The organism is Pseudooceanicola sp. NS-SX8 (assembly GCF_057380755.1).
The window spans coordinates 4,870,842-4,894,923 of sequence record NZ_CM170819.1; the positions used below are offsets into that span (position 1 = coordinate 4,870,842).

The 24,082-nt window shown below is 66.9% G+C and carries 25 protein-coding genes; 15 read left to right on the forward strand and 10 right to left on the reverse strand.

Features of this window, described 5'->3' with window-relative positions:
- Positions 1 to 46: 46 nt before the first annotated feature.
- A complete protein-coding gene (locus AC2IR1_RS22340) occupies positions 47 to 334 on the reverse strand; it encodes a YggT family protein (protein WP_486474175.1) in 288 nt (95 codons plus the stop codon).
- A 130-nt stretch (positions 335 to 464) separates the two neighbouring features.
- Here AC2IR1_RS22340 and AC2IR1_RS22345 point away from each other — a divergent pair, with 130 nt between their 5' ends.
- The 6 genes from AC2IR1_RS22345 (at position 465) to arfB (ending at position 6,029) form a co-directional block, all read left to right on the forward strand.
- Positions 465 to 995 (forward strand): acyl-CoA thioesterase, encoded by a 531-nt coding sequence (locus AC2IR1_RS22345; protein WP_486474176.1) that lies wholly within the window; start codon positions 465 to 467, stop codon positions 993 to 995.
- Between the two features lie 178 nt (positions 996 to 1,173).
- Positions 1,174 to 2,511 (forward strand): MFS transporter, encoded by a 1,338-nt coding sequence (locus AC2IR1_RS22350; protein ID WP_486474177.1) that lies wholly within the window; start codon positions 1,174 to 1,176, stop codon positions 2,509 to 2,511.
- 10 nt (positions 2,512 to 2,521) lie between these two features.
- Positions 2,522 to 3,451, forward strand: a complete 930-nt coding sequence (gene mepA / locus AC2IR1_RS22355; protein ID WP_486474178.1) for a penicillin-insensitive murein endopeptidase — start codon at positions 2,522 to 2,524, stop codon at positions 3,449 to 3,451.
- Positions 3,424 to 4,347, forward strand: a complete 924-nt coding sequence (locus AC2IR1_RS22360) for an esterase-like activity of phytase family protein (RefSeq protein WP_486474179.1) — start codon at positions 3,424 to 3,426, stop codon at positions 4,345 to 4,347. Before mepA ends, AC2IR1_RS22360 begins: the two co-directional genes overlap by 28 nt.
- A gap of 68 nt (positions 4,348 to 4,415) precedes the next feature.
- Positions 4,416 to 5,057, forward strand: coding sequence for a queuosine precursor transporter (locus tag AC2IR1_RS22365; protein ID WP_486474180.1), 642 nt, complete (start codon positions 4,416 to 4,418; stop codon positions 5,055 to 5,057).
- A 558-nt stretch (positions 5,058 to 5,615) separates the two neighbouring features.
- The gene (gene arfB, locus AC2IR1_RS22370) at positions 5,616 to 6,029 is read left to right on the forward strand and encodes an alternative ribosome rescue aminoacyl-tRNA hydrolase ArfB (RefSeq protein ID WP_486474181.1); all 414 of its coding nucleotides are present in this window, start codon (positions 5,616 to 5,618) and stop codon (positions 6,027 to 6,029) included.
- A gap of 356 nt (positions 6,030 to 6,385) precedes the next feature.
- On the opposite strand, the gene AC2IR1_RS22375 is transcribed toward arfB, so the two are convergent.
- Positions 6,386 to 7,351, reverse strand: a complete 966-nt coding sequence (locus AC2IR1_RS22375) for a hypothetical protein (protein ID WP_486474182.1) — start codon at positions 7,349 to 7,351, stop codon at positions 6,386 to 6,388.
- 50 nt (positions 7,352 to 7,401) lie between these two features.
- On the reverse strand, positions 7,402 to 8,694 hold the full coding sequence (pncB, locus tag AC2IR1_RS22380; protein WP_486474183.1) for a nicotinate phosphoribosyltransferase: 1,293 nt from the start codon (positions 8,692 to 8,694) through the stop codon (positions 7,402 to 7,404).
- Between the two features lie 205 nt (positions 8,695 to 8,899).
- On the opposite strand from pncB, the gene AC2IR1_RS22385 reads away from it, so the two are divergent.
- Positions 8,900 to 10,471 carry a hypothetical protein gene (locus AC2IR1_RS22385; protein ID WP_486474184.1) on the forward strand — a complete coding sequence of 524 codons (1,572 nt, stop codon included), beginning with the start codon at positions 8,900 to 8,902 and terminating at the stop codon, positions 10,469 to 10,471.
- 90 nt (positions 10,472 to 10,561) lie between these two features.
- Here the strand turns inward: AC2IR1_RS22385 and AC2IR1_RS22390 are convergent, their stop codons facing one another.
- Positions 10,562 to 11,323 carry an SDR family NAD(P)-dependent oxidoreductase gene (locus AC2IR1_RS22390; RefSeq protein ID WP_486474185.1) on the reverse strand — a complete coding sequence of 254 codons (762 nt, stop codon included), beginning with the start codon at positions 11,321 to 11,323 and terminating at the stop codon, positions 10,562 to 10,564.
- Positions 11,324 to 11,492: 169 nt separating this feature from the next.
- Between AC2IR1_RS22390 and AC2IR1_RS22395 the strand changes: the two genes are divergently transcribed.
- A complete protein-coding gene (locus AC2IR1_RS22395; RefSeq protein ID WP_486474186.1) occupies positions 11,493 to 12,377 on the forward strand; it encodes a helix-turn-helix domain-containing protein in 885 nt (294 codons plus the stop codon).
- Between the two features lie 458 nt (positions 12,378 to 12,835).
- Positions 12,836 to 13,567 (forward strand): hypothetical protein, encoded by a 732-nt coding sequence (locus AC2IR1_RS22400; RefSeq protein WP_486474187.1) that lies wholly within the window; start codon positions 12,836 to 12,838, stop codon positions 13,565 to 13,567.
- A 129-nt stretch (positions 13,568 to 13,696) separates the two neighbouring features.
- Here AC2IR1_RS22400 and pncA read toward each other — a convergent pair whose 3' ends face one another.
- The gene (pncA, locus tag AC2IR1_RS22405) at positions 13,697 to 14,293 is read right to left on the reverse strand and encodes a bifunctional nicotinamidase/pyrazinamidase (RefSeq protein ID WP_486474188.1); all 597 of its coding nucleotides are present in this window, start codon (positions 14,291 to 14,293) and stop codon (positions 13,697 to 13,699) included.
- Between the two features lie 358 nt (positions 14,294 to 14,651).
- On the opposite strand from pncA, the gene AC2IR1_RS22410 reads away from it, so the two are divergent.
- From AC2IR1_RS22410 to trhO, 3 genes are all read left to right on the forward strand, one after another.
- A complete protein-coding gene (locus tag AC2IR1_RS22410) occupies positions 14,652 to 15,164 on the forward strand; it encodes a hypothetical protein (protein WP_486474189.1) in 513 nt (170 codons plus the stop codon).
- A 146-nt stretch (positions 15,165 to 15,310) separates the two neighbouring features.
- Positions 15,311 to 15,862 (forward strand): NADPH-dependent FMN reductase, encoded by a 552-nt coding sequence (locus AC2IR1_RS22415; protein ID WP_486474190.1) that lies wholly within the window; start codon positions 15,311 to 15,313, stop codon positions 15,860 to 15,862.
- A gap of 97 nt (positions 15,863 to 15,959) precedes the next feature.
- Positions 15,960 to 16,871 carry an oxygen-dependent tRNA uridine(34) hydroxylase TrhO gene (gene trhO / locus AC2IR1_RS22420; RefSeq protein ID WP_486474191.1) on the forward strand — a complete coding sequence of 304 codons (912 nt, stop codon included), beginning with the start codon at positions 15,960 to 15,962 and terminating at the stop codon, positions 16,869 to 16,871.
- Between the two features lie 106 nt (positions 16,872 to 16,977).
- On the opposite strand, the gene AC2IR1_RS22425 is transcribed toward trhO, so the two are convergent.
- From AC2IR1_RS22425 to fliF, 5 genes are all read right to left on the reverse strand, one after another.
- Positions 16,978 to 17,925, reverse strand: a complete 948-nt coding sequence (locus tag AC2IR1_RS22425) for an alpha/beta hydrolase (RefSeq protein WP_486474192.1) — start codon at positions 17,923 to 17,925, stop codon at positions 16,978 to 16,980.
- A 522-nt stretch (positions 17,926 to 18,447) separates the two neighbouring features.
- Positions 18,448 to 19,167 carry a flagellar type III secretion system pore protein FliP gene (fliP, locus tag AC2IR1_RS22430; protein WP_486476455.1) on the reverse strand — a complete coding sequence of 240 codons (720 nt, stop codon included), beginning with the start codon at positions 19,165 to 19,167 and terminating at the stop codon, positions 18,448 to 18,450.
- A 696-nt stretch (positions 19,168 to 19,863) separates the two neighbouring features.
- Positions 19,864 to 20,145, reverse strand: coding sequence for a FliM/FliN family flagellar motor switch protein (locus AC2IR1_RS22435; RefSeq protein WP_486474193.1), 282 nt, complete (start codon positions 20,143 to 20,145; stop codon positions 19,864 to 19,866).
- On the reverse strand, positions 20,138 to 20,734 hold the full coding sequence (locus tag AC2IR1_RS22440) for a FliH/SctL family protein (protein WP_486474194.1): 597 nt from the start codon (positions 20,732 to 20,734) through the stop codon (positions 20,138 to 20,140). Before AC2IR1_RS22440 ends, AC2IR1_RS22435 begins: the two co-directional genes overlap by 8 nt.
- Positions 20,731 to 22,338, reverse strand: a complete 1,608-nt coding sequence (fliF, locus tag AC2IR1_RS22445; protein WP_486474195.1) for a flagellar basal-body MS-ring/collar protein FliF — start codon at positions 22,336 to 22,338, stop codon at positions 20,731 to 20,733. The genes AC2IR1_RS22440 and fliF overlap by 4 nt, the downstream gene beginning before the upstream one ends.
- A gap of 132 nt (positions 22,339 to 22,470) precedes the next feature.
- On the opposite strand from fliF, the gene AC2IR1_RS22450 reads away from it, so the two are divergent.
- The 3 genes from AC2IR1_RS22450 to AC2IR1_RS22460 are packed head-to-tail and all read left to right on the forward strand — an operon-like array spanning position 22,471 to position 24,072.
- On the forward strand, positions 22,471 to 22,968 hold the full coding sequence (locus AC2IR1_RS22450; protein ID WP_486474196.1) for a flagellar basal body-associated FliL family protein: 498 nt from the start codon (positions 22,471 to 22,473) through the stop codon (positions 22,966 to 22,968).
- Between the two features lie 21 nt (positions 22,969 to 22,989).
- Entirely contained in the window at positions 22,990 to 23,358 is a 369-nt protein-coding gene (locus AC2IR1_RS22455) for a hypothetical protein (protein WP_486474197.1), read from the forward strand.
- Positions 23,359 to 23,367: 9 nt separating this feature from the next.
- Positions 23,368 to 24,072, forward strand: a complete 705-nt coding sequence (locus AC2IR1_RS22460; protein WP_486474198.1) for a MotE family protein — start codon at positions 23,368 to 23,370, stop codon at positions 24,070 to 24,072.
- The last annotated feature ends 10 nt before the right edge of the window (positions 24,073 to 24,082 follow it).

The window sequence follows — 24,082 nt, forward strand, 5'->3', positions numbered from 1 at the left end:
TAACAATGGGTGAACAAGGCAGGGCAGGCCCCGCCGCGCGGCTGCGTCAGTAGACGTAGCCGATGTTGTTGGCGATGATGATGCGCAGCGCCATGATGGCCAGCAGCACGATCAGCGGCGCCAGGTCGAGCCCGCCCATGGGCGGCAGGATGCGGCGGATCGGTTCGTAGATCGGCTCCAGCAGGCGGTTGAGGCCGTACCAGATCTGCCCGACCAGCTGCTGGCGGACGTTGAGGACCTGGAAAGAGATCAGCCAGGACATGATCACATGGGCGATGACGAAGAACCACGCCACGTTGAGGACGAGGTTGAGGATCATCAGCAGGGATTGCATGGGCATCTATCTCCGGTATCTGGGGCCGGGAACAGGTAAGCAACCCGGGCGCAAATCTCAAGCTTCGACGCAGGGTCTCGGTTGACGAAGGACGCGCGGCACCGCAGCAAGGGCGCCGAAGGAGACGCCCATGTACCCCTATATCCGCCTGACCAAGGAAGCGTTGAAGTACCGCCGCGCGCCGAAGCTGAAGATCGGCGAGACGCATGTGTCGCATCACCTGGTCTGGCCCTGGGACATCGACCCCTGGATGGAGCTGAACAACGGGCGCACCCTGACCATCTTCGACCTGGGCCGGATCCCCTATGCGCAGCGCACCGGGCTAGTCGGGGTGATGAAGGAAAAGGGCTGGGGCCTGACGGTGGCGGGCACGGCGATCCGGTACCGCAAGCGGCTGACACCCTTCACGAAGGTGGAGATGAAGACGCGGCTGATGGGCGTCGACGATCGCTTCATCTACATGGAGCAGAGCATGTGGACCGGCGGCGAATGCGCCAACCATGCCACCCTGCGCACCGGCGTCATCCACAAGCGCAAGCTGGTGCCGGTGGCCGAGGTCGCGGCGGCCTTCGGCCCGGATGTCACCCTGCCCGCCCTGCCCGATTGGGCCGCGCGGCTTTTCACCGCCGAGAACGAGCGCCCCTGGCCGCCCGAGATGTGACGGGCGCCGGTGGGGGCCGGCGGGGGATCGCGGCGGGGCAGCGGGGCAATTCTGCCGCCATCTTTCCCGCCTCCTCTTCCGTCATCTCTCACGTCCTGGGAAATTTCATCAAGGATTGCCTTGCCCTGCCGCACCCGCGTGGATCATATCGGCGCATCCGGCAGAACGAGGGTGAGGCATGACGACGGCGGTTTCGCGCAAGCGCATCTGGGGGTGGTTCTTCTTTGACTGGGCCAGCCAGCCCTACAACACCCTGCTGATCACCTTCATCTTCGGCCCCTACGTGAAGGAGCTGATGGGCGATGGCACCGCGGCGCAATCCGCCTGGGGCTTCGGCATCGGCGCCGCCGGGATCGTCATCGCCATCCTGGCCCCGATCCTGGGCGCGATCTCGGATGTCTCGGGCAATCGCCTGCGCTGGATCTGGGGCTTTTCCCTGCTCTACGTCGTCGGCGCCTGGATGCTGTGGTACGCCGCGCCCGGGGATTTCAACCTGCTGACAACGCTGTTCTTCTTTGCCATCGGCATGATCGGGATGGAGTTCGCGACGATCTTCACCAACTCCATGCTGCCCGACCTGGGCACGAAGGAGGAGATCGGGCGGATTTCCGGCAACGGCTGGGCCTTCGGCTACCTCGGCGGGCTGATCGCGCTGGTGATCATGCTGCTTCTGCTGGCCGAAAACGCCGCGACGGGCCGCACCCTGATCGGGATCGAGCCGATCCTGGGCCTGGACCCGGCGATGCGCGAAGGCACCCGGGCCGTCGGACCGCTGACCGCGATCTGGTACGCGGTCTTCATGGTGCCCTTCTTCCTTTGGGTCCGCGATCCGAAGCCCGCGAAGCCGCCGAAGGGCGCCGCCCGTGCCGCGCTGGTGGCCCTTGGCGGCACCATCCGGGGCCTGCGCCGCACGCCGTCGCTGTTTTCCTACCTTGTCGCCTCCCTGTGCTACCGCGATGCGCTGAACGGGATCTACGTCTTCGGCGGCATCTATGCCTCCGGCGTGCTGGACTGGTCGGTGACGCAGATCGGGATCTTCGGCATCCTGTCCATCGTCTCCGGCACGGTCTTCACCATTCTGGGCGGCCGCGCGGACGAGAAGTTCGGCCCCAAGCCGGTGATCACCACCTGCATCCTGCTGCTGACCCTGGTGGCGATCATCGCGATCAGCATCTCCCCCAGTTCGGTCCTGTGGGTGGAGGTCGGCGCCGACAGCCCCCTGCCCGACGTGGCCTTCTTCATCCTGGGCGCGGTGATCGGGGCGACCGGCGGCGTCATCCAGTCGGCCAGCCGCACGATGATGGTGCGCCAGGCCCTGCCCGGGCGGATGGCCGAAAGCTTTGGCCTTTATGCGCTGGCGGGCAAGGCGACCGCCTTCCTCGCGCCGACCTCCATCGGGATCGTCACCGCATTGAGCGGATCGCAGCAGTTCGGCATCCTGCCCCTGGTTTTCCTTTTCCTGGCGGGCGCCGTGCTGCTACGCTGGGTGAAACCCGACGGAGACACGACGGACTGATCCCCCCCACATGCGCCTTTCCCATATCCTGCTGAGCCTGCTTCTGTTTTCCACCGCCGCCTGCGTGAGCGAGGAGGCACCGCCGAGGCCAGCGGAGCCCGCCGCCGTGCGCGTGGCCACCGTCCCGGCGGAGCTGGCCGACAAGCCTGCAAAGTTCTATTTCGGCGCACAGTCGACACCGTCGAAACAGGCCTCCGCCGCCTTCGGCAGCTATGCCAAGGGGTGCCAGGCCGGTGCCGTGCAACTGCCCGAGACCGGCCCCACCTGGCAGGCGATGCGGCTGAGCCGGAACCGCAACTGGGGCCAGCCGGAGCTGGTGGATTACCTGGAGGACCTGAGCCGCAGCGCCGCGAAGATCCCCGGCTGGAAGGGGATCTACATCGGTGACATGTCGCAGCCGCGCGGCGGGCCGATGACCTCTGGCCATGCCAGCCACCAGATGGGGCTGGATGCCGATGTCTGGCTCCTGCCCGCCACCGACCTGACGCTGAGCGCGGCGGAGCGCGAGAGCCTCTCCTCCGTCTCGACCCGGCGCGCGGGCGGGGCCTATGTCAACGACAACTGGACGCCGCAGCACATGGCCCTGCTGAAGGCCGCGGCGAGCGATCCGCGGGTGGCGCGGATCTTCCTCTTCCCCGGGGCCAAGGTCTGGATGTGCGACCATGCCGGGGCCGATCGCGACTGGCTGCGCAAGGTGCGGCCCTGGTGGGGGCACCACTACCATTTCCACGTCAGGCTGAGCTGCCCCGCCGGCATGGCCGGTTGCGTCAACCAGGATCCGCCGCCCCCCGGCGACGGCTGTGACGAGGCGCGCGAGTGGGTCAGCAACATCCTGAACCCGCCGCCGCCCGACCCCGATGCGCCGAAGCCCGTCCCCCGGGGCCCGCTGACCCTGACAGACCTGCCCGGCCAATGCGTTTCCGTGCTGCAGGCGCCCTGACGGCGCTCCTCTTGCAGGCGGCCTGCGTGACCGATGGCACCGGCCTGCCCCCCGGCGCCCCGCAACCGGTTGAAATCACGTCCGATCCCGGCGAGACCTTGTCCGAGATCGGCGGCCTGTCCGCGCTTGAGGTCACCCAAGGCGGCCGTCATTTCATCGCGCTGAGCGACCGCGGGATGAGGGTCGAAGGGGATCTTCTGCGGCGCGAAGACGGGCGGCTGACCGGCGCCCGCGCCACCGCCGCCGCGCCCCTGGCCCTGCCCCGCGGGATGGCCATGCCCGAAGACGGGCTGGATACCGAGGGCCTGGCGCTGATGCCCGATGGCAGTCTTGCCGTGTCGATGGAGCTGCACCCGGGCGTCTGGATCTACCCCCCCGGCGGCCTCCCGCCCCGCGTCATCGCGCCCCCCTCCGATGCGCCGGTGCTGGGCATCAACGGCATGTACGAAGCCCTGGCCGTGGATACCCGCGGGCGGCTTCTGACCCTGCCGGAGGTGCCCCTGGGCGGCGGCTCCCACCATTCCCTCTGGCGGTTGGAGGCCGGAACCTGGCAGGAGATCGCGATCCTTGCCAGCGATGACGGATTTCGCCCCGTCGGCGCAGATTTTGCCGATGACGGAACGCTTTACCTGCTGGAGCGCGCCTTTGGCCGGGGCTTCCGCAACCGGCTGGTGCGGGTCGATGCGCGCGCGCTGGATGCGACCCATCCCTCCCTGACCCCACAGGTGATCTGGACGACCTCCAGCAGCCGCACGACCAACTACGAGGGGGTCTCCGTCTGGCAGGACAAGACCGGCCGGCGCTTCGCCACCCTGGTGTCCGACGACAACTTCATGAGCCTGTTGAACCAGTCCCTGTTGGAAATTCCGCTTGATCCGGACGAGGCGACCCGTTAGAGCCCGCGCGGTCCCGGTCCCTGCCGGAACACAAGTCTCCGCGACCTTGTCTAAAAAACGGATCTGACATGAAACGCTATCTTCCTGGCATCCTTGCCATGGCCGCGATCGTCGTGGCCTCCAATATCCTGGTTCAGTTCCTGATCCTGGACGGGCTGCTCACCTGGGGCGCCTTCACCTATCCCTTCGCCTTCCTCGTCACCGACGTGATGAACCGGGTCTACGGCCCCGGTGCGGCCCGTCGCGTGATCTTTGCCGGTTTCGTCACCGGCATCCTCTGCTCCCTCATCGGGACGCAGGTGATTTTGCAAGGCGACGGTTACACTTATGCCGCCGTTTCCCTGCGGGTCGCCGTCGGCTCCGCCCTGGGCTTCCTGGTGGCGCAGCTGGTCGACGTGGCCATCTTCGACCGGCTCCGCTCCGGCGCCTGGTGGCGGGCGCCGCTGGTCTCCTCGATCTTCGGATCGGCGCTGGACACCACCATCTTCTTCACCGTCAGCTTTGCCCAGGTCATTACGATCTTTGGCGAAAATGCCGATGCGGAGGTGTCCTGGGCCTGGGAGGCCGTGCCCTTCATGCTGATGGGTCCCGCCGTGCCGCTGTGGATTTCCCTCGCCGTGGCGGACTGGCTGGTCAAGCTGGCGCTGGCCATGATCGCCCTGCTGCCTTTCCGGGCGCTCACGGGTAAAATTTCCGCGCGGGCTGCATAAAGTGTTTTGTTGTTAACGAGTTCCGTGCCACCTTTATTGCATCGGAAACATGCAGAAAGGAGGTGCTCTAGTGTCTATTGAGGTATTGGAGAAAGGGTTCGGAACAGTCTGGAGGGTCAACGTCTGAGGCAGCCCTCGGGCGTCGAAACACCAGGTTGGTTCGCCTAACCGAACCACCTCCTGATCTCGAGAAGGGTCGTTCCATCCGATGGGGCGGCCCTTTCCATTTGCCCTTTTGCAAAAGGTTAAGGGGGCGTGCGGTCCGGGGTACTACGTACCCATGGTTGTTTCGCCAATAGGCTGAAAAGGCGCGATTAAAACGTCGGTATTACGTCGGTATCGCATCGGTATTGCGGGGGTGCGTTTTGCAAGGGTCCAGGGGGCTTTGCCCCCGCGCCTGGCGGCGCTCCCCCAGAGTATTTCCGGCCATCGAATGGGAGGGGCGGGGCGCGATGCCGGGGCGGGGCGAGGGCGTTGGCGTTCGGGCGTCGGCCTTCGGGACGGTTTGAGCTTTCGCCCGGGCGTGCCATATGGAGGCCGGAGACAGGAGTTGGACGGATGCTGCGGATCACGGATCAAATCGCGATCGAGGAATGGGAACTGGTGGAGCAATTCGTGCGCGCCTCCGGTCCCGGGGGGCAGAACGTCAACAAGGTGTCCTCTGCCGTGGAGCTGCGGTTCGAGGCGGAACGCTCGCCCTCCCTGCCCGACCCGGTGAAGCGCCGGTTGCGGCGGCTGGCCGGGCGGCGCTGGACCAAGGAGGGCGCCATCGTGTTGCAGGTGTCCGAGGAGCGCAGCCAGGCGCGCAACCGGGAGGTGGCGCGGGAGCGGCTGGCGGAGCTGGTGCGGAAGGCCCTGGTGGCGCCGAAGCGGCGGATCGCGACGAAGGTGTCGCAGAACCAGAAGCGGAAGCGGGTGGAGGCGAAGAAGCAGAGGGCCGAGGTGAAGGAGAAGCGGGGGTGGGAGAGGTAGGTTTTCTCCTTTGTTCGAGGAGGTTTGGCTAGTGTACCTCCCCCTTCTCGGAGTGCATATTTTGAAATACTCCTCACTGTCAGATAGCCAAGGCACAAGCGCGCATTGAGCTCCAAAGTTCTGATATTTAAAAAAAAATTTACCAGCTCAGTCGAACCTAGTTGCAAATGCGCCGGACATATCTACATGATGCCTCAGAGACAGACAAACCTTCGGCGCTCTGCGCACCATGGAACTTGCACCTCGCTGGAGCGTTTGTTACTAATGAGACTGGATCGTTTGACAGAAGGAAAAACGATGAGCAACAAAGTCAATGTCTACCGTAAGCCTGGCCGTCCGTGATCGCCAAGCTTGGTTTAGTCGCTTAGCGTCACAAAACCGCGGTCAACGTACTCTCTCTGGATAAGTTGAACAACACTGTCAGGAAGCGGCTCAAGGTACACCCTGAGCCGCTTCTGCCGTATGAGATCCCTTACCATTTCCGCCCCCCGAACTCTCAGGCCAGTATCCCCTGTCAAACGTCCGATATGAACCGCGTAAAAACAGAACGTATCTGCAGCCTGCCACCAAGGGAAATTGCGGGACGCCATCAACTCTCCCAAACCAAACTCAAGTAACTTTTCTGCAATCTCATGCATTTCAGAAGCGAGCATTTTTGATGGTCCGCACCCCTCCAAAATAGCGCAAGAAGTTTCAGCATACAGCAAGGCATTCAGCAAGTTTACGTAAGGATGCAATGTTTCATAGTCATCCAGGAATGCGGTAGTCTCCTCACCATTCAAATCCTCGACAAATCCAAGCGCCCGAACAACCATTTCCCTCGCAAGGGCTACAGAGCCTTCGGCTCCCCTCAAGTCCGAATCAGAGGGCTTATCCCCTACTCCCGCAACGGCGTTGAGCCGAGATTGGACAATTGGCTCGTACCTCACGAACTGCCCATAAGAGTCCTCATTATATGAAAAAACCAGGAAATGCGCCTTCGCCTGACGCAGTTTGGAATCAAGAATGAGTTTATAATCCCGATCAACTTTTCGCCGTATCAACTCGTAGAGGCCGACACCAAGTATGCCAGTGACTGCTGCGCATGCAGACAGAAGAGTAAGGAAAATTCCTGAAAACTTACCATAGATCTCCTGCTGAATAGAGATCACTTCCTGTTTCAGCACCTTTACAGCAAGTTCCTTCTCACCCGGGAGCCCCCCGGGAAAATCAACATGCAAAACCCGATTGAAACTCAAGCTCATGTATATCGATACAGCTGACACAGACAGAGAAAGCACAAGTATTGCCAAATACACCTTGGATTCATTGGAAATATGCATAACAGCCCCACAAAAATGCGCTTTCCAAAGACTATATCAAAAAAACAAATTCACACCACCACCTCAAACCGCTCCTGCTCCCCAACCCCGAAGACCCGCTTGTAGCGCGCGATCTCATCCGCGGGCCCCATGGCCTTCTCGGGGTTATCCGACAATTTCACCGTCGGGTGCCCATCCGCCGCAACAGCTTTGCATACGAGGGAGAATGGTGCCAAGGCATCATTTTTCGCCAGCCCCCTGAAATCGTTCGTCAGCAGGGTGCCCCAGCCGAAGCTGACCTTCACGCGGCCGTGGAACTGGTGGTAGAGTTCCTCGATCTTGGCCTCGTCCAGACCGTCGGAGAAGATGACCAGCTTCGTCGTCGGGTCCTCGCCGCGGGATTTCCACCAGTCGATCGCCGTTTCGGCCCCCTTCGCCGGGTCGCCTGAATCGATGCGGATGCCCGTCCAGCCAGCGAGCCAGTCGGGGGCGCGCTCCAGGAAACCCGCCGTGCCGTAGGTGTCGGGCAGGATCATGCGGAGGTTGCCGGAATGCTCCTCGTGCCAGTCGGCCAGCACCTCGTAGGGGGCGCGGGCCAGCTCTGCGTCGTCCTTGGCCAGGGCGGAGTAGACCATGGGGAGTTCGTGGGCGTTGGTGCCCACGGCCTCCAGGTCGCGCTTCATGGCGATGAGGCAGTTGGAGGTGCCGGTGAACTTGGAGCCCAGACCTTCGACCATGGCCTGCACGCACCAGTCCTGCCAGAGGTAGGAATGCCGCCGCCGGGTGCCGAAATCGGCGATCTTGAGGTCGGGGAGCTTGTTCAGCCGCTCGATCTTCTCCCAGAGCTTGGCCATGGCGCGGGCATAGAGGACCTGCAGCTCGAACTTGCGCATCTCGTGCAGGACGGCGCGGCCGCGCAGCTCCATCAGGATGGCGAGGGCGGGAATTTCCCAGAGCATGACCTCATGCCACTTGCCTTCGAAGGTCAGCTCGTACTGGTCGCCCTTGCGTTCGAGGGTGTAGGGCGGCAGGCGGTGGTTTTCGAACCACTCCATGAAATCGGGGCGGAACATCTGGCGCTTGCCGTAGAACATGTTGCCGCGCATCCAGGTGGACTCGCCCCGCGAGAGGGACAGCGAGCGGACGTGGTCCAGCTGTTCGCGCAGCTCGCCCTCGTCGATCATCTTGGCCAGCGGCACGGCGCTGGAGCGGTTGATGAGGGAGAAGGTGACCGTGGTGTCGGGCTTGTTGCGGAACACCGACTGGCACATCAGCAGCTTGTAGAAATCCGTGTCGATCAGGGAGCGGACGATCGGGTCGATCTTCCATTTGTGATTGTGGACACGGGTGGCGATGTCGACCATGGGGCGGGCTCCTCACTTATCGGTGCGATAAAGCAGGGGGTTTTGCCGGAATGCAAGGGCGAGCGCCCGGGGCGGGCTGCGAAGGTCGCAAGGCCAAAAGGCGGCGGATGTGCTAGACTGACGCGCATTAGATGACTCGATTTCGCCCATAGATTGCAAGGCGCCCGCCAGTTTTCCGCCTGTTTTCTCCGAGAGGACAAGATCAATGCATTCCCCCGATCCCCATGCCACCCCCCAAAACCCCGGCGAAAATCCCGCCGATACCCCCGCCGGGGACCCTGCCGCCGGGGCGGAGACGGCGCAGAGGCCGCCCGGGAAATCCGGCGACCACCGGCCGAAGGCGAGCTTCCTGCTGTTCCTGTTCCTGCTGGGGGGCGCCTGCATCGCGGTGACCGCGATCAATTCCCCCGGCACCTATATCGGCCGCGTCTTCCTTTATGCCGGGCTGGCCTTCTGGCTGACGGCGGGGGGCGGCGTGGTGACCGGGAAGGTGGGCCCGTTTTCCGTGGCCGGCACCGTGGGCGCGCTGGCGCTGCTGCTGTGGCTGGACCAGGCGCCGACGCCCGACAGCCTGCCCCATGTGCGGATCGAGGGCGGGGGCGTGATGACCGGCGCGCGGGACGTGTCGGCGCTGGACAGCGGGTCACGCCTGCTGTTCGTGCGCCCCGATGCCAACCGGGATTCGATCGACGTGCTGATGGATGCCCGCGCGCTGGAGGGCGACGAGGTTCTGATGCAGATCGCCGACGACAGTGACAACGTGCTGAAGCTGCACCTGTGCCTGGAACGGCTGGACGAGGCGATGGAGAAGGTCAGCACCCGCTTGCCGCAGCTGAAACTGCAGTTCCAGAAGGCGGCGCCGCCGGTCGTCCTGCTGGCGGGGGAGCCGGTGACCGTGCCGGGGCTGTGCCCGCAACGACAGGTGAAGCCCGGCCTGCGCGAGAAGCTGACGCAGGGCTTTTCCTTCGGCGCGGCCAATGCGGCCACCGGGGGATGCACCCTGACGGAGGAGGAAACCGCCGCCCAGCTGGAGGCCCTGCAGGACAGCCGCAACACCGCCCGGGCCAGCGCCGCCAAGGGGATCGCCAGCAACTGCGGCCCCGCGATCCTGGCCGAGGTGCTGACCCACGACAAGAGCGGCGTCCCCGTCACGGTCTATGGCAGTGCCACGCTGGAAATGATCCGGACCATGCTGCAGAACGGCACCCCCGGCGAGGACCTGGCGCAGGTTATCCCGGACGGTGGCTACGACTTTTTCGCAGAGCTGCTGCTGACCGGGTCGGAGCAGCTGGCGACGGAGGCGGCGAATACGCTGACCTACCTGCATGACCCCCGCGCGGCGATGATGCTGTTGCAGGTGGCGCGCGACCCGGCGGTGCCGGAGGTGGCGATGACCGATATCGGCCGGGCGATCGCGGCCGGATATTACGCCGCCGACGAGGGCACCCGGGCCCAGATCAGCGCCCTGATCGCGCGCGGTGGCCTGCCGCCTGCGCTGTCGCAGCCCCTGGCCCGGCTGACGCAACCGGCGACGGGCGATGCGATCACCGGCTGGGTTGCCTCTGCCGAGGTGGCGCCGGGCGGTGCGAAGATATCGCAGGGCAGCCAGCTGACCCTGCAGCAATCGGTGACTCTGGATGAGGCGCCGACCTCGTTTTCCATCGAGGAGGGCTGGACCCAGGCGCCGGTCGTGGGGCTGGCCACCGCCGGCAGCACCCTGGAGGTGACGGGCATCGCCCCCGGGTCGACCTGGCTGCAGGTGCAGGTCACGCAGTGACGCGAGGTTGCCACATGGGACGGAAGGGGGGCGGGGCCGTGATGGCCCCGCCCCTTTTCGTGGCTTCCCCTTTTCGCGTCCGGGGCGTGGTCAGAGGAACATCCCGCCCGAGACCTCGATCCGCTGGCCGGTGACCCAGTTGCCCTGCGACAGCAGCAGGGAGGCCGCCGCCGCGCCCACGTCGTCGGGCAGGCCGGCACGGCCCATGGCGGTGAAACCGGCCACCATGGCGTTGACCTGCGCATCGTCACGGGTGCGGCCCCCGCCGAAGTCGGTCTCGATCGCCCCCGGCGCCAGCACGTTGGAGGAGATGCCGCGCGGCCCCAGTTCGCGGGCGTAGTAGCGCGAGAGCACCTCCACCGCGCCCTTCATGGCCGCATAGGCGCCGTAGCCCGGCAGGGAGAAGCGGGCGAGGCCGGAGGACACGAAGAGCAGGCGCCCGCCATCGGTGATCCGCGGCAGCAGGGCGGCGGTGAGCAGGGCCGGGCCCTTCACGTGCAGGGTGTAGAGGGTGTCGAAGGTCTCCTCGCTCGTGTCGGCCAGCGGACCGTAGAGGCCGATGCCCGCATTGTTGACCAGCCCGGTGAGGGTGGCGTGCCCCATCTCTGCCAGGGTGGCGGCGAGGGTTTCGGCGAAGGCGGCGAAGGTATCGGTTTCGGTGGTGTCCAGCGTCAGCGCGCGGATCTGGGTGCCCTGGGTCGCAAGATCGGCCACGACGTCCGAGGCATCGCCCCGGGTGGTGATGATGACATCGGCACCGCCACGGGCGAGATGCTCGGCCATGGCGCGGCCGAGGCCGCGGTTGCCGCCGGTGATCAGGAAGACGGGCTGGGTGGCAAGGGGGGTGGTCATGGGAAGGCTCCTGTCTGGAAGGGGCTGCCTGTGTGCGCGCCCCGGGTGAGCCAGAGATGGCCCGGCGCGCGCCGGCTTGCCTGCCCGATCCTGTCGCAGGCTTGCCCGATCCTGCAGGCGGCGGGGCGGCGGGCTTGCCAGCGCGGGCGCGCGCGACGATGGTCGGCGCATGATGACACTCGACGAGTTGAGACGGGATGCGCAGCGGCGGGCGCTGCAGATGGGGGTGAAATCCGCCCCCGCGCCGCTGCTGGTGCCGCGCCTGACCCTGATGCAGACGCCGGAGCCGGGCGGGATCCGGCATTCGATCTACGAACCGGTCTTCTGCATGGTGCTGCAGGGGGCGAAATCGGTGACCTTCGACAGCGGAGAGGTGATGTTCCGCGCGGGCACGGGGGTGGTGGTGAGCCACGAGCTGCCCGGGGTGAACCGGGTGGTGGAGGCGCGGCGCGATGCGCCCTACCTGGCGGCGGCGGTGGCGCTGGACGTGGCCCTGCTGCGGGAGCTGGCGCCTGATGTTGCCGAACGGGAGAGCAGGGGCGCCCCCGCCCCGGCGCTGGCCAGCGGGCCGCTGACCCCGGGGATGGTGGACGTGATGGGCCGGCTGCTGGCGCTGCTGGACCGCGAGGGGCCGGTGGAGATGCTGGCCGATCTCTACCTGCGGGAACTGCATCTGCTTCTGCTGGCCGCGCCCGAGGGCGCCATGCTGCGGCGGCTGGCGCGGCCCGACGGGCCGGAGGCGCAGATCGCCCGCGCCCTGAACCTGCTGCGCCGCCATCCCGAGCAGGGGATGAGCATCGAGGCCCTGGCGCGGGAAAGCGGGATGAGCCCCAGCCGCTTCCACCGCCATTTCCGGGAGATCACCGGCACGACGCCACTGCAGTACCACAAGCGCCTGCGCCTGCTGGAGGCGCGGCGGATGCTGCGGGAAACCGGGGCGGGCGTGACCCAGGCGGCCTTCCGCGTGGGCTATGAAAGCCCGTCGCAGTTCAGCCGGGACTACCGGCGGCTGTTCGGCCATGCGCCGCGGCTGGCGCGGGAAGCGGAGGCCTGAGGCGGGCTGCCGGGGCAGAATCGACCCGCGGCGCTTCCCCCAAGGTAGGGGAAATCGGGGCAGGAAAGGTGCGGGATCGGTCCGGAAGGAAGGCGAAATCTGGCCGCCGCCCTTGCCCGCGATGGCAGGATTGGGGCAGCGCTGGCCCGCCAGCGGACCGCCCGACCAGCCTGCCCGCCCGCCGGGGACTATCCGGGCCCTGACCGGGAAGCCCCGGGTTTTCAAAGAGTTTTCAACAGTCGCCCAATTCCCGCCGGATTTCCGCCCCGCGCAAGCCCGGATGCGGCCCGCAGAGTGCCCCACGCCCGCCCGAAACCTGCCCCCGGATCGGCCCGAAACGGCCCCGTACAGGCCCCGGGTCCGGCCCGGCAGCGCCGCATTTCCGCCAGAGATCGGCATCATCCTGTCCCCATTGCAGACACCAACCGCGAGGATCGGGATCCTCGTTCGGGAACACCATGAATTACGACTTCGACATGATCATGGTTCTGCCGCTGGCCGCGCAGAGGAAGGCCCGGGATCCGGGCCAGAAGGGCGATCCGTCGGGACAACGGATCGCCCTCTTCCGCGACCGGCAGGTGGTCGAGGCCCTGCAGACCGCCGATCCGGCGGTGCAGGACCTGTTCCTGGAGGCCGGTTTCGGCCTGGCGAACTGGTCGAGCGACATGCCCGAGGGATATTACCGGGCCAGCGAGGAAGAGGCACGCCAGGCACTTCTGGCGCGTTTCAACGCGGGGCTGCGCGCCAGTGGCGGGCGGCTCCGGTCGAAGAACTGGGGCGGTTTTTCGATCGCCGGTTTCACCGACGGCATCCTGTCGTCGCAGCCGGTCACACAGCGGGAGCTGCGGGACGTGCGCGTGCCGGAAAGTGTGCCGGAGTGTGAGCCGGCTTTCAGCGCGGCCACCGGCAACGTGACGAATAACCGGGGGGCAACCTGGCCAGGGACAGGCCAGGCAACCCCGGCAGCAGGCCGGGAACCGGGCTGGTCGGGGATGGCCAGCCCGGTGCCTGCTGAAAATACGGGGCCTGCTAGGAAGGGCCCGCTTCGGCGGTCGCCGGGACAGCAGGCCCTGGCAATCGCCGTTCTGGCGACAGTCGCCGTGGTCGGCGTGGCATTGTGGCAGGTGTTGGCAGAGAGCGGCGCAGTGGAACACGCCGCGAGCTCTGCCCAGCTCCTGCAGGGTTTCTAGGGAACCGGAGCCCGTCCATATGCCAGGTGGCCACGCCCCGGGGGCGCAGTTGACGCTGTGCCCCCGGGGACCCCGCGCGCGGCCCTTACGGGACCCCTTTCGAGGGAAGGGCCGCGCGGGGCCGCGGGATCAGGCGAGGATGCAGCCCGCATCCGCCATGGCCGTTTCGGCCGCGGCGAGGGATCCATCCATGTCGATCCCGCGGCACAGATCCCGCCGCACCGTCACCTCGAACCCGAGGCGGGCGGCATCCACGGCAGAGTAGTTGACGCAGAAGTCGGTGGCGATGCCGACCATCACCAGTTTCGTGATGCCCCGCGTCTTCAGGTAGCCTTCCAGCCCGGTGGGCGTGACGTGGTCGTTTTCGAAAAAGGCCGAGTAGCTGTCGATCGCCGGGTTGAACCCCTTGCGGATGATCAGGTCTGCCCGGTCCACCGCCAGATCGGCGTGGAAGTTCGCCCCGTCCGAGCCCTGGATGCAGTGATCCGGCCAGAGGACCTGCGGCCCGTAGGGCATTTCCGTCATCGACATGACCGCCGCCCCGGGATGGGAGGAGGCGAAGGAGGAATGGCCCGCAGGGTGCCAATCCTGCGTCAGCACCACCGCCGCGCTTTCGGCCATCAGGGCATTAATGCCCGGCACGATTTCATCGCCGCCGGCCACGGCCAGCGCGCCGCCCGGGCAGAAATCCTTCTGAACGTCGATGACGATGAGGGCCTCGGTCATGGTGTGCTCCTATATTCGCAGTCTGGTCTGTGCCGTCCGGCTTATGCCTGTTCGGGCGGAGCTTTGCCGCTGTGGCGCGGGGCGTCAATGCGGGGCATCGCGCGGCCACCGCCAGAGGGGCCGGGTAACGGGACCGGAGGCCGGGACACGCCCGTGGCGCAGGCAAAGGGAGCAGGCAGAGGGGGCATGGGGGCTGCTGCGGGACGGCTCCGGAGCTGGGCGGCATCCCGCCGCCCCGGCACGCCCAGGTTGCTGGGAAGCTTGATCGCTCCCCCATGGAATGCAAGGGTTGCGCCATTTGATGCCGCACCCTTGTGCAGCCAGGTCCATTTTCAACCGGAAGAGCCGGAGGTTTCCCATGAAGGTCAACAAGCTGCCACCGGAAGTGGAAATCACCGCACCGGCGGATTTCGCGGGAAAATACGTCCATTCGCCAGCGGGAAACGTCTGGTGCTGGTTCCGTGAGGATCTGCCCCACAACACCCCGGACAAGCCGCATCTGTCCGTCACTCTCAGTGACGCCTCCCCCAACGGAAACTGGATCGGCTTCCACGTGACCGTGCCGGTCAACAGCGGAGGAGGTTCAGTTGCCAATGTGCACGTCTATTACGATATCATCACGGGCGGGAAGCTCAGTCGCGGCAGGCTGGATCTGCAGGGACTGTCATCCGGGCCACGCAAAAAGGCTCTTCAGCTGATCAGCACGGGGCATTTCGACAACGGGATGCCGGTGATCAACGATGTCTACCGCCTTTACGCCCGGAACATGTACCAGGCGATGAAAGCCAAGAAACCGAAGGCCGGGGCCGCGACCAGCAAAGCCGGAGGGATCTACGGCGGCGCTGATGAGGATGGCTGGACAACGGTGTGACCGGTCCGCTGCAGGCCACGCCGGATCGCCGGCACGTCAGGGCCATCGTGGGCGTCTGGGCCATTGTGTCCTGTGCGGTTTCACGCTCTGCTTCGGGCAGGTGCAACAGGAGCCCCGCCCCGCAGGAGACCCCGTAGGAGACCCCCATGACCGATCTGACCCTTGTCGCCCTGTGCGGTTCGCTGCGTCGCGCGTCGCTGACGCGGATGCTGCGCGCCACCCTGCCGGAACTGGCCCCCGAAGGTCTGCGCCTGGTCGACGTCGAGATCGACGAAATCCCCCTGTTCAACGGCGACATCCGCGAGGAAAGCGGCACACCCGCCCCGGTCACCGCGCTGTGCGAGGCGATCCGCGCGGCCGACGGCGTGGTGATCTGTTCGCCCGAGTACAACCGGATGGTGCCCGGCGGGCTGAAGAACGCGATGGACTGGGTGTCGACCGAACCCGGCTACCCGATGTCGGGCAAGCCGGTGGCGGTGCTGACGCAAAGCACCGGCCCGCGCGGTGGCAACATGTCGAACTACGCCTGGCGGCAGGTCCTGTCGGTGATCGGGGCGGAGGTGGTGCCGGGCCCGGATGTGTCGATCGGACTGATGGAGGGCAAGGTGGCCGGGGGGCGCCTGGTGGACGAGGGCGCGCGCAAGCAGGTGGCCCGGGCCCTTGCCGCGCTGGCCGCCCGTGCCGGGCGGACAGGCTGACACCCTGCTGACGCCCGCCACGAAACCCATCGTGTGGGCTGAATGCCGCAGCGTATGGCCCTTGCCCGGCGGGCGGGGCCACGCTAATCCGCCCGGCATGTTCACCGTCTGCGCGCTCTACCACTTCACCCGTTTCGAGGACCCCGCGGCCATCAAGGGCCCGCTGGAGGCGCTTTGCGCCGAGCAGAAGATCTGCGGATCGCTGCTTCTGGCGAAGGAGGGGATCAACGGCACCATCGCCGGCACCCGCGAGGGGATCGAGGCGGTGCTGGCCCATATCCGCGCCCTGCCCGGCTGCGCCGACCTGGAGTACAAGTTCTCCACCGCGGCCGACCGGCCCTTCGCCCGCATGAAGGTGCGGCTGAAGAAGGAGATCGTGACCATGGGCCAGCCGGACGTGGATCCGCTGGCCTCCGTCGGGCATTACGTGGCGCCCGCCGACTGGAACGCGCTGATCCGCAGCCCCGACGTGGCCGTGATCGACACCCGCAACGATTACGAGGTCGCCATCGGCACCTTCGAAGGCGCGGTGGATCCCAAGACCGTCAGCTTCCGCGAATTCCCCGCCTGGTGGGAGGAGAACAAGGAGCGTTTCCACAACAAGCGCATCGCCATGTTCTGCACCGGCGGCATCCGTTGCGAGAAATCGACGAACTACCTGCTGGGCCAGGGCGTGCCGGAGGTCTACCACCTGAAGGGCGGCATCCTGAAATACCTGGAGGAAGTGCCCGCCGAGGAAAGCACCTGGGAGGGCGAATGCTTCGTCTTCGACCGGCGCGTGTCGGTCGGTCACGGGCTGGCCGAGGGGCCGCATATCCTGTGCCACGCCTGCCGCCGCCCGATCCTGCCCGAGGACCGCGCCCGCCCCGAGTACGAAGAGGGCGTGTCCTGCCACCTGTGCATCGAGGAGACCTCGGACGAGGACAAGGCGCGGTTCCGCGAACGGCAGAAGCAGATCGCCCTGGCAAAGGCCCGGGGCGAGCAGCACCTGACCGGTTTCGAGGACTGAAAGGCGCGTTGAGGGGGGCGGATCTGGCCGCCCGCCCTGCGTACGACCTGTCCCCGCCCTGCACCCGACCTGCGCCGGGGCAAGGGGCCGGGTAGTCTTCGGGATCTCAGTCCGCGTCGGCCGCCATCGCCTGCATGGTCACGAAATCCAGCAGCGCCAGGCCGAAGGTTTCATCGGCCGTGCCGAAATGGCTGATGATCGAGATGTGGTTGTGCCCGGGCGCCGAGGCGATCAGGGGCAGCCGGCCATCCCGCGCCCGCAGCGCGTCGATCAGGGTGCCGACCTGGCCGATGATCTTGTCCGGCTCGTTCTGGGCATAGGCCACCATCACCGGGATTTTGCGCCCCTCGGGCACCGCGTTCACCACCGACTGCGCCGCCCGGTCACCGTCTTCGCCGTAGTAGAGCAGGTCCCGCTTGGGATCGAGGTCCATCGCCGTCATGTCGACGGTCGGGGTGGAGATCAGGACGGACCCGATCACCCCGTCATCCGCCAGCTGCAGCTCATCCCGGAAGGTGTAGTCGGCCACGTGCATCGACCCGGCGGAATCGCCCATCAGGACCAGCTTTGACGCATCGCCGCCGTAGCCGGAGATATTCTCCTTCGCCCAGCCGATGGCCCCGGCAAGGTCCCGCGCGCCGTCCGGCCATGTCGCATCGGGGGCGTAGCGGTAGTTGATCAGGACGCTGACCACCCCGTGACGGGCGAACCACCGGCCCAGGTTGGCGACCTCTGCCTTGTCGCCGCGCACGAAGCCGCCGCCGTGGACAAAGATCACCACCGGCAGATCCGATGCCCCCTGGGGTGCGTAGACGTCCAGCCTGTTCCGCTCCGCCGTGCCGTAAGCAAGATCGCGGGAAACGGCGAGGCCGTCGTCATTGTCCCCGGCCAGGAGCCCGCCGTAGAGCTTCATCGTGCCGCCGATCAGCTCCGGCGTCAGGTCGCGGCCGAGGTGCTGCAGCACGCTGTAGGCCTCCGGCGTGGCGGAGACCTGGGCATTGGCCTGCGGGGCAAGCAGCAGCCCGGCCGCGAGCGCGGCGATTGCGATTTTCATGGTGGTATCCTCCCTTGCAGTTGCCCTTCGGGAGTGGCCCATGGGGCGGCAGAGCCGGGGAGGATCGCCCCCAGGCAACAGACTGCACGCGCCGGTTTCCACGCCCGGCGGCAGCGCCATGACGCGCCGCCGCCCGAAGGGCAGGTCATCCGGTTTCGATAGGACCGGGGGACGGGCAAGTCGACGGGGCGGCCGGAACGACGTCGCGGCACAGGGTGATTATTGCTCTTTTTCAGTCAATTGCGCGTCGCGATGGGGAAGGGTCGCGGCACGCGCGGCGGTGCCGCTCTGGCACCGGGAAAAGGCCCGCCGGGTGCGGCGCCGACAAGAGGCCCGCCAAGGCGCAGGGGGCCAGAGCGCCGGACGTGCCCATGGCCCGCCGGCGGCGGGGCAATCCCCCTGTCGCTGGTCGCGCGACCTTGTCCTGCCCCTGCCGGTCGGGCCACCGGTCACGACCCTGTTCGCAGCCGACCGTCACGGCCCCCGATCTTGGCCCCGATCTTGGCCCCGCGCCGGGATGCCCTAGCCGTAACTTCGGACCAGGGCAGAGGCGAGCAGGGTCCAGCCGTCGGCGATGACGAAGAAGGACAGCTTGAACGGCAACGAGACGATGGCGGGGGGCACCATCATCATGCCCATGGACATCAGCACCGCCGCCACCACCAGGTCGATGATCAGGAAGGGCAGGAACAGCAGGAAGCCGATCTGGAAGGCACGGGCGATTTCCGACAGCATGAAGGAGGGGATGAGGACAGAGAGCGGCGCATCGGGGCCGGTCTCTATCTGCGCCGCGTCGGGGCGCAGGGCGGCCATCGCCTCGAATGTGTCGGGATCCATACGGTTGGCCATGAAGCCGCGGAAGGGGGTTATGGCCAGCGGAAGCGCCTCTTCCGCCGTCATTTCCTCTGCCACCAGGGGGGCGATGCCGCGGGTCCAGCTTTCGGTCATCACCGGCTCCATGATGAACCAGGTGAGGAAGAGCGCCAGGCTGATCAGCAGCATGTTGGGCGGGGCCTGCTGCAGGCCCAGCGCCTGGCGCAGGATCGACAGGACGGTGACGAGGAAGGGGAAGCAGGTGACGGTGATCAGGATGCCCGGCGCGAGGCTGAGCACGGTGATCAGCAGGATCATCTGGATCCCCCGCGCCGAGAGCGACCCGCCGCCGAGATCCAGCGTGATGTCCTGTGCCTGCAGGGGAGCGGGCAGAAGGATCAGCAGGAAAAGCGCCAGCGCCGGAAGCAGCCAGGGGCGGAGGGGCAGCCGATGGGCCAGGCCAGCCGGGATCCCGGCAGAGGTTCGGGTGGGGCTGGGAGCAGCACTGGAGGCCACACTGGGGGCAGCATCCGGGACGAGGCCGGGGACTGGGCTGAGGACTGGGCTGAGGACTGGGCCGGGCGCAGAGAGGCGGTGAGAGGCCCGCGTGGCGACGACAAAGGCGGCGTGCGGGCCCGTCATCGGCCGCGCAGGCAAGCCGGTCCGCCCCCGCCCGGATGACAGGAAAGGTTGCCGAGCAGGTCGGGAGCCCGGTCGAATGCCCAATCGCGAGACAATTCGCACGTCAGGTCCCGTATCAGGGTTCTTGTCAGATATCTTGTCGGGGCGCTGGTCAGGGCGCTGATCAGGTCGTCGGGCGGGCAGGCAGGCAGGTGTCCGCGCCCTTCGCGAGACGGGGTGCGATACAGCCGGGCGGGTCGACAGCGGAGCAGGCTGCGTGGGCGGCAGGCCGAACGGCAGGGGGGCGGATTGCAGGGAGCCGGGCTGCAACGGGGCGGATTGCAATGGGACAGGTAAGCGTGGGGCCAGCAACCGGGCGAGCGGGCGGGCAGGTGGGCAGGCCCTCAGGCAGGCAAGCGGGCGGGGCGCCGGACAGGCCGCCCAGGGCGCCGCCTTTCCGGATCTGCCTGCCTCGGGGAGAGTTCTTCTCCTCCCGGGCATGGCTCAGAGCTCCCCCGAGAGGTCCGAGACCTCTGTCAGGCGCACGGCGAGCTGTCCGGCGTTGTCGCCCTCCATCTCCTCCAGCTCCCCCCGGGCGATCAGGCGATCGCCGACGTAGAGCTCCACCGGGTCCTCCACCCGGCGGTCCAGCGGCAGGACGGAATCGCGCGTCAGCTTCAGCAGGTCGCGGATCAGCGGCCGGGCCTTGCCCACCGAGATCGTGATCTCGATCGGGACGACGGTGAAGGGGTTGGCACGGCCCGGGGCCTCGCTGCTGTCATCCATGCTGCTGCATCCTTTCCTGTTCCGCGAAGAACCCCGCCAGGGCGGTGCGGATACCCTCCGTCACCTCGGTCAGGTCGATCTCCGTCTCTTCCTCTCCGAAGCGCAGGAAGACCTGCCCGTCGGAGAGCGTGTCATCCCCGGCCACCGCGAGGGGGAAGCCGAAATCCTGTTCCGTCAGCTGTTCGATGACGGCGATATTGCCGGGGGCGGCCACGACCTCCACCGGTTGGGTGGCGCGGCGGCGGGCCAGGGCATCCAGCTGATCCTTGACCCGCAGGCCGATGGTTTCGCGCGCGGTTTCCGGCAGGATCTTGTCGACGATGTCGTCCAGCAGGGGCTTCATCGCCGAGAGCATGTGCGACTGCGCCTCGGTATAGGTGAAGGAAAGGTCCTGCAGGTTGCGGGCGAAGTCGGCGGCGACATGGCCCTGTTCATCCCGGGCCGCCTTGGTGGCATCGTCCCACCCCGCCTGGTAGCCGTTCTCGAAGGCTTCGAGGCGGATCGTCTCCAGCTCTTCCTCGGACAGGCCGGGGGGCGGGGCGGTACGGACGGCGCCGAAATCTTCGAGGATCTGGGCGATCTGCTTCATGCGGTTTCCTCCCCCTCTTCGAGCCAGCTGCGCAGGATCTCCATCGTTTCCTCCTTGCGGTCCTCGATCAGCGCCTGGAGCTTGGCCACGGGATCATCCCCGCCCGCCATGCCGTCGCTGTCGAAATCGGCCATCATCGGGAAGCCGCCGCCCTCGTCATCGCCGCCAAAACCCCCCAGGCCGGGAAGGTCGGGCAGGTCGTAGTCATCCTCCTGGATCTCGCCTTCCAGGACCTCTCCGCCATCGGCGGTCAGGAGCGGCGGCTGGGCCCCCTTCGACAGCACCGGCCGGACCACGAAGAGGCCGAGGATCAGCGCCACCAGCGCCAGAACCGCCATCTGGATCAGGGACATCACGTCGAGGTGGATCTGGTCGAGGAAACCGGGCGCCGCGGCGGTGCCAAGCTCCGCCACGGGTTCGAATTCCATCGACTTGATGGTGATCACGTCCCCCCGCGCCTCGTCGAAGCCCACAGCGGAGGCGACCAGTTCGCGCAGATCGGCAAGCTCCGGCTCGGTCCGGTCGGTGAAGACGGGATCGCCGTTGTCATCGGTGCCCCGGGTCCCGTTCACCAGCACCGCGACGGTCAGGCGACGGATGGCACCGGCACTGCGCAGGACCTCCCGGTTGACCTCCGACACCTCGTAGTTGACCCGCTCCCGCGTGCCGCTGTCGGAGGCGGAGGAATTGCCGCCGCCGCCAGCCTCCCCGTTGGGCAGGTTGGAGGCGACGGTGACATCGCCGCTGCCGGAATTCTGGGAGGTGCTGGAGTTCTCCTCCGTCTCGGTGGAGATCGCCACGCGCCCCTGGGGATCGAAGCGGCGTTCGCGGATCGACTCGCTTTCGTTGTTGGTTTCCACCGCGACCTCGACCACGGCATTGCCGAAGCCGACGCGGGCCTCCAGCAGGCGCTGGACCTTCTCCTTCAGCTCCTCCGCCCGGTCCTGGCCGGTGGGGGTGCCCGTCGCCTCGTCCGTGGCGCCGATCAGTTCGCCCGAATCGTCGATCACCGCGACATCGTCGGGGTTGAGCCCGGCCACGGCGGAGGCCACGAGGTAGCGCAGCGCCTTGGCCTGGCTGGCGGAGATGTCGCCGCTGGCCGTCAGCGCGACCGAGGCGGTCGGGCGAATGTCACGTTGAAACGGGGTGGCGCCCTGGTGGGCGATATGCACCCGCGCGGCGCTGACCTGCGGCACCGCGGCGATGGTCCGGGCGAGCTCCCCTTCCTTGGCGCGCCAGTAGGCGGCATCGAACATCTGGCTGGTGGTGCCGAATCCCGACAGGTTGTCGAGCAGTTCGTACCCCTGGGAGGAGTTGCGCGGCAGCCCTTCGGAGGCCAGCGTCATGCGCAGTTCGTCCCGCCGGGCCCCTTCGACGTAGATCGACCCGCCCTGCACGTCATAGACGACGCCACGCTGATCCAGCGCGCGCACGATTTCCCCCGCCTGGCCGTTTTCCAGGCCCGAGTAGAGCAGCGCGAGGGACGGCTGCGACGCCATCCGGGCGAGGCCGAGCACGGCCCCGAACATCGCGAGCGCGGCCAGGATCGCGATGACCCGCCGCCGAGGTTCCAGGTTGGTCCACAGGGTCAGAATCTGTTGCAAACCGCGTCTCCCGTTCCGCCGGCCTTCTGCCGGTGCATGACCCTTAATTGGCCGAACGGGCTTAATAATCGGTTAGTGCCTGCACGCTTATAACCACCCCCAGAGAGTTTCTGCGGAGCGCAGCGGGGGACCATGGCCGAGGCCACGACCGAAATCGAGGAAGAGCCGAAGAAGGCGTCGAAACTGCCGTTGATCATCGCCCTCGTGGTGGCGCTTGGCGGCGGTGGCGGCGCGTTTTTCGCCATCTACAGCGGGATGATCCTGGGCAGTGACGATGCCGCGGGCGCCGGCGGCCACGAGGAGGAGGCGCACGAACCCTTCGTCGCCCCCGACGTGGCCTATATCGCGGTCGATTCGATGGTCATCTCGCTTGGCCGGGCCAGCGACGGGCGGCACCTGCGGTTCACCGCCAACCTGGAGGTGCCCTCCAACCAGGAGGGGAACGTCAGCAAGGTGATGCCGCGCATCGTCGACGTGCTGAACGGCTACCTGCGGGCGCTGCGGATGGAAGACCTGGAAGACCCCGCAGCCCTGGTGCGGATCCGCGCCCAGATGCTGCGCCGGATCAAGGTGGTGACCGGCCCCGATGCCGTCAGCGACCTGCTGATCGTGGAATTCGTGCTGAACTGACGAAGAGAGGACGGAGAGGACATGGAACTGATCGCCGATATCCTGCTGGTGGCCGGCGCGCTCGGCGCCGGGTTCTACTGCTATATCCTGGCCCGCCGGCTGACCCGGTTCAACGACCTGGAAGGCGGCATGGGCGGCGCGGTCGCGGTGCTGTCGGCCCAGGTCGACGACCTGTCGAAGACATTGCAGGCCGCCCAGGGCAGCGCGAAGGACAGCAGCCAGTCCCTGGAACAGCTGACGGAGCGGGCGGAACAGGTGGCCAAGCGGCTGGAACTGCTGGTCGCCTCGATGCACGACCTGGACGTGGCGGCAAGCCAGGCGCAGGCGAAGCAGGAGCTGGCGGAGGAAGAGGCCCCCGCGGTCTTTGCCCGCCACAGCGGCAGTCACTGAGGAGGCAGCATGGCCAGGAAGAAGAATTCCGCCGCCAAGCGCCCCGGCACCCCAGCCGGCCGCCCCCCGGGCAAGCCGCAGGCAAGGGGCGGCGCCCGTCGCAAGGGGCGGCGCGGGGGGCCCCGGCGCGGCGCCCTGACGCTGATCGCCGGCCTGCTGATCGGCTCCGCCCTGCTGCGGGTCGGCCTGCATTCCGACATGGTGATGGCGCTGGACAGCGGCCAGGCAGGGCAGATGGACCAGATGACGGCCCCCGCCGAGGGCGGCCATGGCGAGGCCGTGGCCCAGGCCGGTTGCACCCAGCCGCCCGAGGTGGAGGCGATGCTGCAGGCCTTCGAAGCGCGGGAGGCGCGCCTGGCCCGGCGGGAGGAACAGGTGCGCGACCGGATGAATGCCCTGGCCATCGCCGACGAGGAAATCACCAAGAAGCTGGCCCAGCTGGAGGCGGCGGAAACCGCGCTGAAGGCAACGCTGGCCCTGGCCGACAACGCGGCGGAAAACGACCTGACGCAGCTGACCTCGGTCTACGAGAGCATGAAGCCGAAGGACGCCGCCGCCCTGTTCGAACAGATGGACCCGGAGTTTTCCGCCGGCTTCCTGGGCCGGATGCGACCGGAGGCGGCGGCGGCGGTCATGGCCGGCCTGTCGTCGGAACGCGCCTATGCGATCAGCGTCATCCTGGCGGGCCGGAATTCATCTGTTCCAAAGGAATGACCCCTAGGCT